Source organism: Nonomuraea sp. B5E05 (genome assembly GCF_039880665.1).
Taxonomy (GTDB): Bacteria; Actinomycetota; Actinomycetes; order Streptosporangiales; family Streptosporangiaceae; genus Nonomuraea.
Map to the genome: position 1 here is coordinate 59,492 of NZ_JBDPMJ010000034.1, position 14,900 is coordinate 74,391.

Below are 14,900 nucleotides of genomic sequence, written 5' to 3' on the forward strand. Positions count from 1 at the left end.
GACGCCCGCACCCGATCACCTCAGAGGCGCCGGCGTCCCGATGAAATACATTGGCCCCATGATTCGCCACATTGTGTTGTTCACCTGGAAAGACGACGCCACCGACGAGCAGCGAGCCGCCGTGACGGCCGAGCTGGGCAAACTGCCCGGCGTCATCCCGCAGCTGCGCTCCTTCACCGTCGGCGGCGACGCGGGCATCAACCAGGGCAACCACGACTATGCGGTGGTGGCCGACTTCGACAACGTCGACGACTACCTGATCTATCGCGACCATCCCCAGCACCAGGCGGTGATCGTCGAGCACATCAGGCCGATCCTCGCGAGCCGCGCCGCCGTGCAGCTGAAGCTCTAGATCTCGGGAGGGTTGTTCTCCCGGTGCATCAGCCGGTGGTCGGACGTCTGGCCCCGCCGAGGGGCCAGCACGATGCTCAGGACCACCCCCACGCCGCCGACGATCATGAAGATGATGCCGATGATGTCCATGTGGACGCTCTGTCCGAACACATCGGGCTCGATGGCGAACTTCAGGATGGCGCCGAGCGTGAGGAAGAAGATGCTGACCCCGACACCCATGACGACCTCCAGGAAAAGAGCGTGTACAGCACCGGTCATACCCGAGTAAACGCGATCACACCCGCGACTTCTCAGGCCAGACACGACAGCGGCCGGCCGCCGTTGTAGGTGATCATGTCGAGGACGGCGGTGGCCAGGTCGATCGGGGCGCCGAGCGGCTGCCCGTCGAGCTCGGCGTAGGCGCGGTGCAGGTTGCCCACGATGCGCTCGGCGTCCAGCAGCCCGGCCCACTCGCCCAGATCGGTCTCCCTGGCCGCGTCGAGCGGCGACAGCCCGGCCTCCCTGCCCCGTCTGGCGGTCTCCTGTACGAACCGCAGGTAGCCCTCGACCTTGTCGTAGACTTCGGGCCCGCAGACCTCCCCGTGGCCCGGCACGATGGTCGCCGCGTCGAGCCGTCTGAGCTGGGTGAGAGCCTCCAGCGCCCCGGCGACCGAGCCCATCAGCACGAACGGCGTGCCGCCGTTGAAGACGAGGTCGCCGGAGAACAGCAGCCGCCGCTCGGGGATCCACACGTACGAGTCGTTGGTCGTGTGGGCCGCGTGCCCGACGTGCCTGACCTCGCACCTCAGGTCGTCGGAGTGCACGGTGACGCGGTCGGTGAAGGTGAGGAACGGAGGCGTCACCTCCATCGCCCCCCACTCCACCGCGGGTGACCAGGCGGAGCGGTAGGCGGGGACACCGTCGGCGATGATCTGGTCGCGCACGCCCTCGTGGCCGACGATCGTCGCCTCGGGGAACAACCAGTTGCCGAAGGTGTGGTCGCCGTGGTGGTGGGTGTTGATCAAAGTGGTGATCGGCCGGTCGCTCACGCGGCCGATGGCCTCCTTGAACGCCCGCGTCCGCCGCTCGGTCGAGCAGGCGTCGACGCAGATGACGCCGCGCCGCCCGGCCAGGAAACCGGTGTTGTTGATCCACCAGCTTCCGTCGGGCTGCACGTAGGCGTAGACGCCGTCCGACACCTCTTCGACGCGGGCGGGCGGCAGGGGATGATCGTGGGAAGCGGAACTCATGCCCGCGAAGGTACCCGCCGGGACGGCCGCCGAGCGGCTTGGGGGGACAGGACGCCCGCCCGGCGCGCCGAGCGGGCGTCCCCGGCCTAGAAAGCCTCTTCTGGCAGCTCCATGAGCTCCTGGCCGGTCGCGGCGAGCACGCGCCGCTCGGCGGCCAGGCGCGGCAGCACGGTCGTGGCGAAGAAGGAAGCGGCGCCGACCTTGCCGAGGTAGAACGGGTCGTCGCCGTCGGCCAGCTTGGCCAGGGCCACCTCGGCCTGCCGCAGCAGCAGCCAGCCGATCACCAGATCGCCCAGCGCGAGCAGCAGCCTGGTGGTGTTGAGCCCGACCTTGTAGACCTCCTGCGGCGACTCCATCGAGGCCAGCGCCCAGCCGGCCATGGTGTCGCCCATGGCCTTGACCTCGGCGGCGGCCTCGGCCAGCAGCTTGCGCTCCTCCTTGAGCCGTCCGTTGCCCGCCTCGGAGCCGGCGAAGGCGTTGATCTCGTCGAGCAGCGAGCCGATCGCGGCGCCTTGGTTGCGCAGGATCTTCCTGAAGAACAGGTCGAGGCCCTGGATCGCGGTCGTGCCCTCGTACAGGGAGTCGATCTTGGCGTCGCGGATGTACTGCTCGATCGGGTAGTCCTGCAGGTAGCCGGAGCCGCCCAGGGTCTGCAGCGAGCGGGAGAGCAACTCGTACGACCGCTCGGAGCCGACCCCCTTGACGACGGGCAGCAGCAGGTCGTTCATGGCCTGGGCGTGCCGGTCCTCCGGGTCGACGAGGAGGGTGTCCTGGAAGGTGGCGGTGTAGAGCACCAGGGCGCGCATGCCCTCCGCGTACGCCTTCTGCAGCATGAGCTCGCGTCGGACGTCGGGGTGGTGGGTGACGGTCACCCGTGGAGCGGACTTGTCGGACATCTTCGTCATGTCCGCGCCCTGGATCCTGGCCCTGGCGTACTCCAGGGCGTTCAGGTAGCCGGTGGACAGCGTGGCGATGGCCTTGGTGCCGACCATCATGCGGGCGTGCTCGATCACCATGAACATCTGCTTGATGCCCTCGTGCACGTCGCCCACCAGCCAGCCGACCGCCGGGTGCTTGTCGCCGAAGGTCAGCTCGCAGGTCGTGGAGACCTTCAGGCCCATCTTCTTCTCGACGTTGGTGACGTAGACGCCGTTGCGCTCGCCGAGCTCGCCGGTTCCGAGGTCGACGTGGAACTTCGGCACCAGGAACATCGACAGTCCCTTGGTGCCGGGGCCGTGGCCCTCGGGGCGGGCCAGCACGAGGTGGAAGATGTTCTCGGTCAAGTCGTGCTCGGCGCTGGTGATGAAGCGCTTGACACCCTCGATGTGCCAGGTGCCGTCGGGCTGCTCGATCGCCTTCGCCCGCCCGGCGCCCACGTCGGAGCCGGCGTCGGGCTCGGTGAGCACCATGGTGGCGCCCCAGTTGCGCTCGATGGCCAGCTCGGCGAAGCGCTTCTGCTGCTCGTTGCCCACCTTCCACAGGGTGTAGGCGAAGTTGGGGCCGGCAGCGTACATGTAGAGGGCCGGGTTGGCGCCGAGCACCATCTCGGCCGTGGCCCAGGCGAGGCTCCGGGGGATGCCGGGGCCGCCCAGCTCGGCGGGCAGGTCGAGGTGCGTCCACCCACCGTCGGCCAGCGCCTTGTACGACTTCTTGAAGCCGTCGGGGACGCGCACGGAGCCGGTGGCCGCGTCGAACACGGGCGGGTGCCTGTCGCCCTCCTCGAAGGAGTCGGCCAGGACGCCGGTGGCCAGCCTGCCGACCTCGTCGAGAATGCTGCGGGCGACCTCCTCGTCCACTTCCGCAAAGGGCCCCGTGCCGAGGATCTCGCTCCTGCCGAGCACCTCGAAAAGGTTGAACTCCAGGTCGCGCACGTTGCTCTTGTAGTGGCCCATGGGTGTCGCTCTCCTTGAACCGAGTTTGGTGTACTGGCCAGTAACCTTACTCTGGAATGCTACCCGCGGGTAACCCCTGTCATGCATGGCATGCTCTGTCCATGGACGCCGAAAGACTCGCCGCCCGATGGCGAGAGCGACTGGAATCCTGGGCCATCCCCGAAGCGATCATGGCCAAGGCTCCCGTTGATCCATGGGGTCACTCGCCCGAGCGGTTCGCCACCCGCACCGACCGGGCGCTGGCCGAGCCCGACGACGGCCCGACCGTCACCCGGCTCGCCGAGGCCCTGTCAGGCAAGGGGTCCGACAAAGGGCCGGGCAAGGGCACGCTGCTCGACGTGGGCGCCGGCTCCGGCGCCGCGTCGCTGCCGCTGCGCGAGCACATCGGTCATCTCTACGCGGTCGACACCTCGGCGCCCATGCTGGAGGATCTGACGGCCCGGGCCGACAAGCTCGGGGTGCCGGTCACCACGGTCGCGGGCCGCTGGCCCGACGTGGCCGACGACGTGCCCGTGGCCGACGTGGCCATCGCCGCGCACGTCGTCTACAACGTTCCCGACCTGGCCGCCTTCCTGCGGGCGCTCGACCGCCGCACGCAGGGGCGGGTGGTGCTGGAGCTCCCGCACCGCCACCCCATGAGCTGGTTGACGCCGCTGTGGCAGCACTTCCACGGGGTCGACCGGCCGGTGCGGCCCGTCGCGGAAGACTGCGTGGCGCTGGCCGCGGCGCTCGGCTACCCCGTCAGGGTGGAGGAGCGAGAGGCGCCCCTGGAACGTTTCACGTCGCTGGAAGAGCTGGCCGCCAGCGCCTGCCGCCGGATCTGCCTCGACCCGTCCATGGCGGACGAGGTGGCGGCGACGGTGCTGGAGCTCGGCATGTGGCCGATGCCCAGAGACCGGTGGACCACGGTCTGGTGGGAATGAGAGGCGCAGGCCGCACGTTGTCCATGGCGAGCTGACGGCTCCCGGACGAGACGCGCCGTACCCGGCACGACAAGACGACGCATCCGCACAGTCTCGTTCACAAGGAGTTCGTGATCATGGCATGGATCCTTCTCGTGCTGGCCGGCCTCTTCGAGATCGCCATGGCCCTCTCGCTCAAACTCAGCAACGGGTTCACCCATCTGGCGTGGACCCTGTCGTTCCTGGGCACGGCCGTGCTGAGCTTCGGCCTGCTCTCGTACGCGCTCAAGACCCTGGAGGTCGGCACCGCGTACGCCGTCTGGACCGGGGTCGGCGCGGCCGGCACCGCGATCCTCGGCATGATCGCCATGGGGGATGAGGTGTCGCTGCCCCGCATCGCGTGCATCGCGCTGATCCTGGCGGGCGTCATCGGGTTGCGAACACTGGCTTGACGTCTTTGATGGTGTCGGGTTGGGTGGCCTGGTGATCGAAATTCATGCCGTCTCCGTCGACGCCGACAACCCGTACGAGATCGCCAGCTGGTGGAGCAGGGCAACCGGGCTGCCGCTGGGCGAGGGCGACCAGCCCGGTGACGACGAGGTCATGCTCCGCACCAAGCAGGACCCGTTCGTGCTCTTCCTGAAGGTTCCCGAGGGCAAGACGGTCAAGAACCGCCTGCACTTCGACGTCAACGGCACGGACGGCAGGACCCGTAACGAGGAGGTCGAGCGGCTGGTCGGCATGGGCGCGACCGTCGCCGACGACCGGCGCCTGCCTGACGGCTCCGGCTGGGTGGTCATGCGCGACCCCGAGGGCAACGAGTTCTGTGTCTGCCGCAGCCAGGAGGAGCGCGACGCTCAGGGCTGAGCCGGGGTCACCGGGCCGAGCGGGCCCTGCCCTGCAGGGTGAGGGTCACGATGGCGGTGATCAGGTAGACCAGCGCGCCGTGCCACAGGGCGTCGACGGCCGAGCCGAACACGCCCTCCCCGTCGAGCACGAGCTGCACCGGATAGTCCAGCACGGCCGTGATGCCGGCGGGCACCAGCGCGAACTTCCACGGGTGGCGCAACGACCACTCGCGAGCCTGCCGGGTCACCCGGTCGCCGTCGTCCGGCTTCGACACCGCGCCGATCGCGGCGACCAGCGCGAACAGGCTGATGCCCAGGCCCAGCGCCCACACCAGGTCGCCGCCGCCCGTGAGCAGGCCGAACCCGTAGCTGGTCGCCGAGACGACGCCACCGCTGATGGCGGCGGCCTTCCAAGGAGCGCCACGCAGCGCGGCGCCGGACAGCGATACCTCGTCGCGTCGACTGATTTCGTTCATGCCCCCATGCTGCCTTTCCGGCCACCCCGGGGGCATCGGGGGCGGACCCTGACCTGTCCCTGACATCATGCGGACATGCAGAAAGTCGTGATAACGCATCTTGGCCCCGGCGAAGCGGATCGGCTGCGGTCGATCAGGCTGCGCGCGCTCCAGGAAGCCCCGGACGCTTTCGGGTCGTCGTACGGGCGCGAGGTCGCCTTTCCACCGGGGAAATGGGCCGAACGCCTGAGTGGGTCAGGCTCGCGGTGGTGGGTGGCCGAGAGCGGCGGTGTCGACGTGGGCCTGGTGTGCGTGCTGCTGGAGGACAGTGGGGCGCACCTGCTGTCCATGTGGGTCGCCCCCGAGGCCAGAGGAGGGGGCGTGGGCTCCCGGCTGGTCGACACGGCCGTGGAGTGGGCCAGGAGCACCGGCGCGGAGGAGATCGGCCTCTGGGCGGTCGACCAGAACCACACCGCCCGCGCCCTCTACGCCCGCAAGGGCTTCACCCCGAGCGGCAGGGTCATGGCGCTGCCGTCCAACCCCGACCTCATGGAGTCCCACTACGTGCTGTCGCTGCTCTTCCGGCAGGCCCGCGGGGACGACGTGCCCGCGATCGTCGCCATGCTGGCCGACGACCCGCTCGGGGCCCAGCGCGAGGGAGACCCGGGCGACGAACGTTACCTGGCGGCGTTCGAGCGGATCGACGCCGACCCGTACGACGAGCTGATCGTTGCCGAGCGCGACGGCAAGGTGGTGGGCACCATGCAGCTGACCTACCTGGCCGGGCTGTCGCGGCTGGGCGCGGAGCGGTGCCAGATCGAGGCCGTCAGGGTCGCCGCCTCCGAGCGGGGCAGGGGGCTCGGCCGCAAGATGATCAAGTGGGCCGTCGACCGGGCGCGGGCGCGCGGCTGCGCCATGGTGCAGCTCACCTCCGACAAGTCACGTACGGACGCGCACCGCTTCTACGACTCCCTCGGCTTCACGGCCTCCCACGTCGGCTACAAGCTCAGACTGGACTGATCTCGACCAGGTTGTCGTGGAAGGCGGGACCCCGGCCCATGTCGCCGTCCCGCTCCGCCACGACCGCGTTCGGGTTGGCGCCGCCGGGGGTGAGCTTCGGCCAGCGCCCCTTCGGCGAGGCCACCACCCCGGCCGCCACCCGGTCGCTGATCTCCACGTCGGCCAGGAACTCGCCGTCCTCGTTGTGCACCCGCACCCGCTGACCGCCGGCCAGCCCGCGCGCCGCCGCGTCGGCCGGGTTGACCAGCACCACCGGGTCCTTGGCCCGCCGCCGCAGCTCCGCGTTGTTGCCGAACGTCGTGTTGAGGAACAGGTGCGACGCCGGCGTGATCAGCGTCAGCGGGTACGGCGACGACCCCGCCGCGCGCACCGTGTGGGGTGGCACGTACGCCTCCCCGGCGGGCGGGAAGCGCAGCCGGCCGGAGGGCGTCGGGAAGCCGTCGGCGAACGGCGCGAAGGGCTTGGGGTAGTTCATCCGCACCCAGCCCTCCTTGCGGATCCGGTCCAGGGTGATGCCCTCGAGGGAGGGATGCCCGCTCGACAACAACTGCTCGGCCAGCTCCAGGTCCGAGTCGTACAACGACGGCTCGGTCATCCCCATGTGCCTGGCCAGCCGCCTGAACGTCTCCGTCGTCGACAGGCATTCGCCGGGCGGTGGCACGGCGGGCTCGTTCCACAGCAGGTAGAGGTGCCCGTAGCCGGCGTGCAGGTCCATGTGCTCGGTCTGCATGGTCGCGGGCAGCACGATGTCGGCGTAGTCGACGGTGTCGGTGGGGAACTGCTCCATGACCACGGTGAACAGGTCGTCGCGGGCGAGCTGCCGCCTGATGGCGTTCGCGTCGGGGGAGGAGCCCGCCGGGTTGGCCGCGTACACCCAGAGGCATTTCACGTCGTGGAGTTGCGAGGCGAGCTTGGTCATGACCAGCGTGCGCACCGGCCGGGCCAGCAGGTCGTCGCGCCGGTCGACGGCGACGTGGACGTGGTCGCTGGTGGAGAAGGCGACGCCGCCGCCCGGATGGCGCCAGTCGCCGGTGACGCCGGGGATCGCGGCGATCGTGCGCAGCGCGGTGCCGCCGCCGGCGTGCCGCTGCAGGCCGTGCGTGGCGCGCAGCGCGGTCGGCCGGGTGTGCGCGAGCCGGGTCCCCAGCGCGCGGACGGACTCGGCGGGGATGCCGGTGATCTCGGCCACCCGCTCGACCGGGTGGCGCAGGATCTCCTCGCGGAAGTCGTCCCAGCCCTCGGTGTGCGCGGCGAGGAACTCCTCGTCCTGCGCGTTCTCCGCCAGCACCACGTTGAGCAGCCCGAGCGCCAGGGCCGCGTCCGTGCCCGGCCTGATCGCCAGGTGCTCGTCGGCCTGGTCTGCGGTCCTGGTGCGGATGGGGTCGATGGCGACGACGTACGCGCCGTCCGCCCGCGCGTCCTGGATGAACTTCCACAGGTGGTGCCCGCTGGTCAGCGTGTTCGTGCCCCACAACACGATCAGCTTGGCCAGCGCGAAGTTCTCCGGGTCCATGCCGGCCGCGGTGCCCGTCGTCCGCCGCAGGCCGCTGTTGCCGGCGCCCGAGCAGATGTTGAGATAGTGCTTGGAGGCGCCCAGCATGTTCCAGAACCGCCGCCCTGCCACGCCCTCGCAGCCCTGGAGGTAGCCGAGCGAGCCGGTGCCCAGATAGGGCCAGATGGCCTCGCCGCCGTGCTCGTCGACGATGCCGCGCAGCCGTACGGAGATCTCGTCGAGGGCCTCGTCCCAGGTGATGCGCTCGAACTGGCCGGAGCCCTTCGGCCCGGTGCGGCGCAGCGGGTGGAGGATGCGGTCGTCCGCCCGGGTGTGCTCCAGGTAGCGGTTGACCTTCACGCAGAGAGCGCCCCGGGTGTAGGGCTGGTCGGGGTTGCCGCGGAGGCTGACGGACCGGCCGTCTTCCACCGTGACCACCCAGGAGCAGGTATCCGGGCAGTCCAGCGGACACGCCCCCAGAACTTTCACATCACCCGGCATGGGACACAGCCTACGTCGCGCGAAATCGGAGGTGAACGGTGGGATCTCCAGCGTGTAGCCTGCCCGGTGCGAGGACTAGGGGGCTGATTTGAGGACACTGAACACCTGAAGATCTCACGGTCCGGCCGGGAAGGTGCAGAATCACTGTCGGTGGCCGAAATCAGGGAACGAGATGACACGGAGGACCTCGCGGAGGGGGATCCAGCCGTGGCCGAGTCACGCGCGGACACCGACGTCTACGTCGTAGAGCCGCTCCTGCCGCAGCGCCTTCGTCGCCCGTCCGACCTGCTGCGGTTCTTCGCCACGCTCGCGGTGCTCGGCGCGGTGATCCTGCTCGCCCTGGTGGCCAAGCAGACGCTCATCGGCCTCGAGGCCGACGTCAAGGAGGGCGCCGAACTCGTTCCCCTGCTCAGCAGGATCGCCGCGTTCCTCGGCGGCGCGGCCGTGCTCATCGTCCCCACGGCCTTCGCCGTCGAGCGGGTCTTCCACCGCGACGGGCTGCGCGTCGCCGAAGGGCTGATCGCCGCGATCATCGGCATCGCCGGATCGTTCCTGCTGGGGCAGTGGCTCGTCGCGGGCAACGTCGACGACCTGCGCGTGCTCCTCACCGGCGACAGGAAGATCGAGCCGCTCAACACGCTGCTCACCTCGGTGATCGCGTACGCCACCGCCGTGCGCATCTCGCGCCGCCCCACGTGGCGGATGCTGATGTGGACCACGATCGCCCTCTACATCCTGGCCTTCTTCTCCGGCAGGCAGATCACGCTGCCGAGCGCCATCGTGACCGTGCTGGTCGGCATGGCCATCGGCTACGCCACCCTCTACGGCGTCGGCAGCCCCAACACCAGGCCGCCGGGCAGCGCCGTGGTGGCCGCGCTGCGCAAGCTGTCGTTCACGCCGATCTCGGCCCGCCGCATCGAGGACGACCACCAGGGCAGCCGCCGCTACGCCATCGGGCTGCAGGACGGCAGCAGCCTCGACGTCACCGTGCTCGACCGCGACCGGCAGGTGGCCGGGCTGCCCTACCGCCTGTGGCGGCGCATCAGGCTCCACTCCGAGACCAGGCGCAGAGCCATCAGGTCGCTGCGGGCCGAGCTCGAACGCGAGGCGCTCATGGCGTACGCGGCGCAGGCGGCCGGCGCCAGCACGCCCCGGCTGCTCGGCACCAGCGAGATCGGCACCGAGGCCGCGCTGCTCGCCTACGAGCACATCGAGACGCGCCCGCTCGACGGGGTGCCGGACGAAGAGATCGACGACGACCTGCTCGCCCAGATCTGGGAGCAGGTCGGGCTGCTGCAGATCCAGCGCCTGGCGCACCGCCGGCTCACCGGCGACAGCATCCACCTCGACGGCGCCGGCCGGGTCGTGCTCACCGACGCGCGCAGCGGCGAGATCGCCGCCGGAGACCTGCTGCTCAGGCTCGACGTCGCCCAGCTCCTCACCTACCTGGCGCTGCGCGTCGGCCCCGAGCGCTCGGTCAGGGCCGCGGCGGCCGTCATGGGGGCCGACACGCTGGCCGCCGCCCTGCCGCTGCTCCAGCGCATCGCCCTGACCAGGGAGACCCGCGCGGCCCTGGCCAAGGCCAAGCAGGTCCTGCCCGGCATCCGCGAGCACATCGTCGCCCTCAAGCCGCAGGGCAAGGTCGAAGAGGTGCGGCTGGAGCGGTTCAGGCCGCGCACCCTGATCACCATCATCGCCAGCACGCTGGCCGCGTACTTCCTGCTGTCCCAGCTCAGCCAGGTCAACGTCTACCAGGTGGTGACCACGGCCAACTGGGCCTGGTCGGGGCTTGCGCTGGTCGCCTCGTTCGTGAGCTTCGTGGCCGCCGCGTGCATGCTGCGCGGGTTCGTGCCCGAGAACCTCCCCCTCTGGCGTACGGTGCTCGTGCAGTTCGCGGCCTCGTTCGTCAAGCTCGTCGCGCCCGCGGCGGTGGGCGGCGTCGCGATCAACACCCGCTACCTGCAGAAGCGCGGCATCTCGCCGGCCAGCGCGGTGGCCAGCGTGGGCGCCTCCCAGCTCATCATGATGATCTTCCACATCGCGCTGCTGCTGCTGTTCGCCTACATCACCGGCTCCACCACCAACACCGCGTTCACGCCGTCGCGCGGGCTGGTCGTGGTGCTGCTCGCGGTGGCCCTGCTGGTCGTGGTGGTGCTCGGCGTGCCGCCGCTGCGCCGGATGGTCACCGCGCGGATGAGCAGGCTCTTCTCCAACGTCCTGCCGCGGCTGCTCGACGTGCTGCAGTCGCCGCGCAAGATGATCGAGGCGGGCCTGGGCACGCTCATGATCACCATCGCGTTCATCGTCTGCCTGGACGCGTGCGTGGCGGCGTTCGGCGGGGAGCTCAGCTTCACCGCCGTCGCCGTCGTCTACCTCACGGCCAACGCGATCGGCTCGGCCGCACCCACACCCGGCGGGCTGGGCGCGGTCGAGGGCGCGCTCACGCTGGGCCTCACCGTGGCGGGGCTGCCCGCCGAGCTGGCCACGTCGGCCGTGCTGCTGCACCGGCTGCTCACGTTCTGGCTGCCGGTGCTGCCCGGCTGGGCCTCCTTCACCTACCTCCAGCGGCACGAGGCCCTGTGATCTTGTCGATGGCCTCGAGCTCGTCCTCGGTGAAGGCGGGGCCGTCCACACAGGCCACGTTGTCCTCGAGCTGGCGCACGCTGCTCGCGCCGATCAGCACGCTCGTCACCCGCGGATCCCTGAGCGCCCACGACAACGCCATCTGAGCCAGCGTCTGCCCGCGACCCGTCGCGATCTCGTTCAGGTCACGCGCCAGCTCGCGGTCGATCCGTTCCTGCGGCAGGAAACGGCTGGTGGCCGCGCGCGAGTCGGCCGGCACCCCGTCGAGGTAGCGGTCGGTCAGCACGCCCTGCGCCAGCGGCGAGAACACGATGCAGCCCATCCCCGCCTCCTCCAGCGCGTCGAGCAGCCCGTCCTCGATCCACCGGTTGATCATGGAGTAGGACGGCTGGTGGATGAGCAGCGGCGTGCCCAGCTCGCGCATGATCCGCGCCGCCTGGGTGGTCTGTTCGGCCGAGTAGTTGGAGATGCCCGCGTAGAGCGCCTTGCCCGAGCGCACGGCCCGGTCGAGCGCCCCCATGGTCTCCTCCAGCGGCGTGTCCGGATCGGGACGGTGGCTGTAGAAGATGTCGACGTAGTCGAGGCCCATGCGCTCCAGCGACTGGTCGAGGCTGGCCAGCAGATATTTGCGCGAACCCCACTCTCCGTACGGGCCGGGCCACATGTCGAAGCCGGCCTTGGTGGAGATGATCAGCTCGTCGCGGTGGCGCGCGAAGTCCTCGCCCAGGATCCGGCCGAAGTTCCGCTCCGCCGACCCGTACGGGACGCCGTAGTTGTTGGCCAGGTCGAAGTGCGTCACCCCGAGGTCGAACGCCCGCCGCAGGATCGCCCGTGACGTCTCGATCGGCCGGTTGTCGCCGAAGTTGTGCCACAGGCCCAGCGACACCGCCGGCAGCTTCACCCCGCTGCGGCCGCTGCGGTTGTACGGCTGGCGCTCGTAACGCCGATCGTCGGCCTGATACGTCATGACGTGCCCCTCTCGATGATCCAGGCCAGCGCGAACGCCTCTTCACGCCAGGCGTCGTAACGTCCGCTGCGGCCGCCGTGCCCCGCGCCCATCTCGGTCTTGAGCAGGAACGGCCCGCCGCCCGCCGTCGCCCGCAACCGCGCGATCCACTTCGCCGGCTCGTGGTAGAGGACGCGCGTGTCGTTCAGGCTCGTGATCGCCAGAATCGGCGGGTACGCCCTGCCGTCCACGTTCTCGTACGGCGAGTAGCTCTTCATGTAGGCGTAGACCTGGGGATCGTGCAGCGGGTCACCCCACTCGTCCCACTCGATCACGGTCAGCGGCAGCGACGGATCGAGGATGGTGTTCAGGGCGTCGACGAACGGCACCTCTGCCACCACGCCCGCGAACAGCTCGGGCGCCAGGTTCGTGGCCGCGCCCATGAGCAGCCCGCCGGCCGAGCCGCCCCGCGCGATGACCCGCTCGCTCCAGCCGCTCTCCTTCATGTGCCCGGCCGCCGCCACGAAGTCGGTGAACGTGTTGCGCTTCCTGGTCAGCTTGCCCTCTTCGTACCAGCGGCGGCCCAGCTCGCCGCCGCCCCTGACGTGCGCGACGGCGAAGATGAACCCGCGGTCGAGCAGCGACAACCTCGGGATCGAGAAGCCGGGGTCGATGGAGGTCTCGTAGCTGCCGTACCCGTACAGCACGGTGGGAGCCGGTCTGGCGGTGTCCTTCCGTTTCACGATGGACACAGGGATCTTCGTGCCGTCCTCGGCCGTGGCCCAGTCGCGGAACTGCTCGTAGTCGGCAGGGTCGTAGCCGCCGAGCACCGGGCGCTGCTTGAGCAGGATCAGCTCGTGCGAGTCGAGCTCGTAGTCGTACACGCTGGGCGGGGTGACCATGCTCGTGTACGCCAGCCGGAGTCGCGTGGTCGTGAACTCGGGGTTGCCCGCCGGCCCGACGTCGTACAGCGGCTCGGGGAAGTCGATCTCGTACGCGTTCCGCTCGGAGGCCTCGACCCGCTCCCTCCAGGTGCCGCCGGCGGAGCCGTAGGGCAGCACCCGCAGGCCGGTCAGCCCTTCGCGCCGGAAGTGCACCACGGCGTGGTCGGAGAACGCGTCGATCTCCAGGAGCCTCGTGTCGTCCCTGTGCGCGGTCAGCGACGTCCAGGACCCGGGGTCGTCGAGCGGGGCGGTGGCCAGCTCGAAGTTCTCGGCGTTCTCGTTGTGGAGCACGTAGAAGAAGTCGCCGGCGTGTTCGACGCCGTATTCGACGCCGGTCTTCCTGGGGCGGACGACCTGGAACTCGCCCGACGGATCCATGGCGTCGAGGACGCGCACCTCGCTGGTGATCTTGCTGCCCGCGCTGAGCACCAGGTAGCGCTCGCTCCTGGTCAGCCCGATGCCCACCCAGTAACGCTCGTCGCTCTCCTCGTAGACCAGCACGTCCTCCTGCGTTCCCAGGGTGTGCCGGTAGACCTGGAAGGGGCGCCAGGCGTCGTCGACGCGCGTGTAGAAGAACGCGGAGCCGTCCGCCGACCAGGCTCCTCCGTAGAAGATGTCCGTGATCTCGTCAGGCAGCACCTCGCCGGTCTCGAGGTTCTTGAACCTCAGCGTGAAGCGCTCGTCGCCCTTGTAGTCGGTCGAGTAGGCCAGCATCGAGCCGTCAGGGGTGACGGAGCTGGCGCCCACCGAGAAGAACGGGCTGTCGCCCGCCAGCTCGTTGCCGTCCAGGATCACCTGCTCGCGGTCGAGCCGCTCGCCCGGCGTGATCACTGGGGGCGCGTCGCTGTCGGCGGGGACGCGGCAGGAGACCGCGTACTGCTTGCCCTCCTCGGTGCGCGTGAAATACCACCAGGCGCCCTTGCGGCTCGGCACCGACAGATCGGTTTCCTGGGTGCGTGCCTTGATCTCCTGGAACACCTGCTCCTGGCGTTCGGAGAGGTGAGCGGTCTCCTTCTTGAGAAAGTCGTTCTCCGCCTCCAGATAGGCGGTGGTATCGGGATCTTCCTTGTTGCTCAGCCAGGCGTACTCGTCGATGACGGTGTCGCCATGATGGATGCGCTCGGTCTGGACCTTCTTCGCCACTGGTGGCGTGTTGCTGCTCACGTGGGGAGTCTATGTTCGGTCGTGATCGATCTGTGGCCTTAGACCGCGACGAAGGAGTCTCGAGCGGTCGGGAGCGCTGCTAATCTTGGGAAGCCGACGCGGTGCGGCACAACCTCCTCTCACTCCGGTGATATTGGCGTGTTGTGTCGTGGGTCGACGGCGATCCCTTGTGACTGCTGAGTCCGGAGACCGGTTCGCCGAACCGCCTACGGGCTGGTAAGTTAGAGGGGTTGTCTCTGAAAGGGGGCGGCGCTTAATTCCCGCAGGTTGTGCAGGTCCGGTCAATTTGACAGGGACTTGAACGGCTGAAAGAGTTAAGACACAACGAAATGAACGCCTCCGAGCGAGGATCCCGGTCACGGGGTTTTGGTGAGGATGTACGCGTGCGTTTCTTGAGAACTCAACAGTGTGTTAAAAGCCAGTGCATGATGCACAACCCCGTTATATCGGCTTATGCCGGTAGACGGATTCCTTTTGTTAGTTGGGTTCAGACCTTTTTTGGAGAGTTTGATCCTGGCTCAGGACGAACGCTGGCGGCGTGCTTAACACATGCAAGTCGAGCGGAAAGGC

The 14,900-nt window shown here is 69.3% G+C and carries 13 protein-coding genes, 1 rRNA gene, 1 pseudogene and 1 riboswitch; of the genes and pseudogenes, 8 read left to right on the forward strand and 7 right to left on the reverse strand.

Annotated features, from left to right (window positions below; all coding sequences use genetic code 11):
• The first annotated feature begins 58 nt into the window (after positions 1-58).
• Positions 59-352, forward strand: coding sequence for a Dabb family protein (locus tag ABGB01_RS39955; protein ID WP_347779020.1), 294 nt, complete (start codon positions 59-61; stop codon positions 350-352).
• Here the strand turns inward: ABGB01_RS39955 and ABGB01_RS39960 are convergent.
• The 3 genes from ABGB01_RS39960 to ABGB01_RS39970 form a co-directional block, all read right to left on the reverse strand.
• Positions 349-573, reverse strand: coding sequence for a hypothetical protein (locus ABGB01_RS39960; RefSeq protein WP_132508392.1), 225 nt, complete (start codon positions 571-573; stop codon positions 349-351). The two genes, ABGB01_RS39955 and ABGB01_RS39960, sit on opposite strands and share 4 nt — an antisense overlap.
• A 71-nt stretch (positions 574-644) precedes the next feature.
• Positions 645-1,583 carry an MBL fold metallo-hydrolase gene (locus tag ABGB01_RS39965; protein WP_347779021.1) on the reverse strand — a complete coding sequence of 313 codons (939 nt, stop codon included), beginning with the start codon at positions 1,581-1,583 and terminating at the stop codon, positions 645-647.
• Between the two features lie 86 nt (positions 1,584-1,669).
• A complete protein-coding gene (locus ABGB01_RS39970) occupies positions 1,670-3,475 on the reverse strand; it encodes an acyl-CoA dehydrogenase (protein WP_347779023.1) in 1,806 nt (601 codons plus the stop codon).
• Between the two features lie 101 nt (positions 3,476-3,576).
• Between ABGB01_RS39970 and ABGB01_RS39975 the strand changes: the two genes are divergently transcribed.
• The 3 genes from ABGB01_RS39975 to ABGB01_RS39985 all read left to right on the forward strand — a co-directional run bounded on the left by ABGB01_RS39975 (position 3,577) and on the right by ABGB01_RS39985 (position 5,244).
• The gene (locus ABGB01_RS39975) at positions 3,577-4,398 is read left to right on the forward strand and encodes a methyltransferase domain-containing protein (protein WP_347779024.1); all 822 of its coding nucleotides are present in this window, start codon (positions 3,577-3,579) and stop codon (positions 4,396-4,398) included.
• Between the two features lie 25 nt (positions 4,399-4,423).
• Positions 4,424-4,482, forward strand: a riboswitch (guanidine-III (ykkC-III) riboswitch).
• A 32-nt stretch (positions 4,483-4,514) separates the two neighbouring features.
• Complete coding sequence (locus tag ABGB01_RS39980; RefSeq protein WP_347779025.1) at positions 4,515-4,829, forward strand: multidrug efflux SMR transporter; 315 nt, start codon at positions 4,515-4,517, stop codon at positions 4,827-4,829.
• 31 nt (positions 4,830-4,860) lie between these two features.
• The gene (locus ABGB01_RS39985) at positions 4,861-5,244 is read left to right on the forward strand and encodes a VOC family protein (protein ID WP_347779027.1); all 384 of its coding nucleotides are present in this window, start codon (positions 4,861-4,863) and stop codon (positions 5,242-5,244) included.
• A 7-nt stretch (positions 5,245-5,251) separates the two neighbouring features.
• On the opposite strand, the gene ABGB01_RS39990 is transcribed toward ABGB01_RS39985, so the two are convergent.
• Positions 5,252-5,701, reverse strand: a complete 450-nt coding sequence (locus ABGB01_RS39990; RefSeq protein WP_347779028.1) for a hypothetical protein — start codon at positions 5,699-5,701, stop codon at positions 5,252-5,254.
• A gap of 75 nt (positions 5,702-5,776) precedes the next feature.
• Here ABGB01_RS39990 and ABGB01_RS39995 point away from each other — a divergent pair.
• Positions 5,777-6,187: pseudogene (locus ABGB01_RS39995) on the forward strand (GNAT family N-acetyltransferase); the annotation flags it as partial.
• A 42-nt stretch (positions 6,188-6,229) separates the two neighbouring features.
• On the forward strand, positions 6,230-6,700 hold the full coding sequence (locus tag ABGB01_RS40000; RefSeq protein WP_347779037.1) for a GNAT family N-acetyltransferase: 471 nt from the start codon (positions 6,230-6,232) through the stop codon (positions 6,698-6,700).
• On the opposite strand, the gene ABGB01_RS40005 is transcribed toward ABGB01_RS40000, so the two are convergent.
• Entirely contained in the window at positions 6,687-8,693 is a 2,007-nt protein-coding gene (locus tag ABGB01_RS40005; RefSeq protein WP_347779030.1) for a molybdopterin oxidoreductase family protein, read from the reverse strand. The two genes, ABGB01_RS40000 and ABGB01_RS40005, sit on opposite strands and share 14 nt — an antisense overlap.
• A 207-nt stretch (positions 8,694-8,900) precedes the next feature.
• Between ABGB01_RS40005 and ABGB01_RS40010 the strand changes: the two genes are divergently transcribed.
• Positions 8,901-11,276 carry a lysylphosphatidylglycerol synthase transmembrane domain-containing protein gene (locus tag ABGB01_RS40010; RefSeq protein ID WP_347779032.1) on the forward strand — a complete coding sequence of 792 codons (2,376 nt, stop codon included), beginning with the start codon at positions 8,901-8,903 and terminating at the stop codon, positions 11,274-11,276.
• Here the strand turns inward: ABGB01_RS40010 and mgrA are convergent.
• Both mgrA and ABGB01_RS40020 read right to left on the reverse strand, forming a co-directional pair.
• Complete coding sequence (gene mgrA, locus ABGB01_RS40015) at positions 11,245-12,243, reverse strand: L-glyceraldehyde 3-phosphate reductase (protein ID WP_347779033.1); 999 nt, start codon at positions 12,241-12,243, stop codon at positions 11,245-11,247. The genes ABGB01_RS40010 and mgrA overlap by 32 nt on opposite strands.
• Positions 12,240-14,330 (reverse strand): S9 family peptidase, encoded by a 2,091-nt coding sequence (locus ABGB01_RS40020; protein WP_347779035.1) that lies wholly within the window; start codon positions 14,328-14,330, stop codon positions 12,240-12,242. The genes mgrA and ABGB01_RS40020 overlap by 4 nt, the downstream gene beginning before the upstream one ends.
• A gap of 495 nt (positions 14,331-14,825) precedes the next feature.
• Between ABGB01_RS40020 and ABGB01_RS40025 the strand changes: the two genes are divergently transcribed.
• Positions 14,826-14,900: ribosomal RNA gene (locus tag ABGB01_RS40025) — 16S ribosomal RNA — on the forward strand; the annotation flags it as partial.

Coding starts and splice junctions, on each gene's coding strand:
- ABGB01_RS40000 (WP_347779037.1), top strand. CDS start 6,230: ATGGAGTCCCACTACGTGCTGTCGCTGCTCTTCCGGCAGGCCCGCGGG.
- ABGB01_RS39960 (WP_132508392.1), bottom strand. CDS start 573: ATGGGTGTCGGGGTCAGCATCTTCTTCCTCACGCTCGGCGCCATCCTG.
- ABGB01_RS39970 (WP_347779023.1), bottom strand. CDS start 3,475: ATGGGCCACTACAAGAGCAACGTGCGCGACCTGGAGTTCAACCTTTTC.
- ABGB01_RS39980 (WP_347779025.1), top strand. CDS start 4,515: ATGGCATGGATCCTTCTCGTGCTGGCCGGCCTCTTCGAGATCGCCATG.
- ABGB01_RS39975 (WP_347779024.1), top strand. CDS start 3,577: ATGGACGCCGAAAGACTCGCCGCCCGATGGCGAGAGCGACTGGAATCC.
- ABGB01_RS39990 (WP_347779028.1), bottom strand. CDS start 5,701: ATGAACGAAATCAGTCGACGCGACGAGGTATCGCTGTCCGGCGCCGCG.
- ABGB01_RS39955 (WP_347779020.1), top strand. CDS start 59: ATGATTCGCCACATTGTGTTGTTCACCTGGAAAGACGACGCCACCGAC.
- ABGB01_RS39965 (WP_347779021.1), bottom strand. CDS start 1,583: ATGAGTTCCGCTTCCCACGATCATCCCCTGCCGCCCGCCCGCGTCGAA.
- mgrA (WP_347779033.1), bottom strand. CDS start 12,243: ATGACGTATCAGGCCGACGATCGGCGTTACGAGCGCCAGCCGTACAAC.
- ABGB01_RS40005 (WP_347779030.1), bottom strand. CDS start 8,693: ATGCCGGGTGATGTGAAAGTTCTGGGGGCGTGTCCGCTGGACTGCCCG.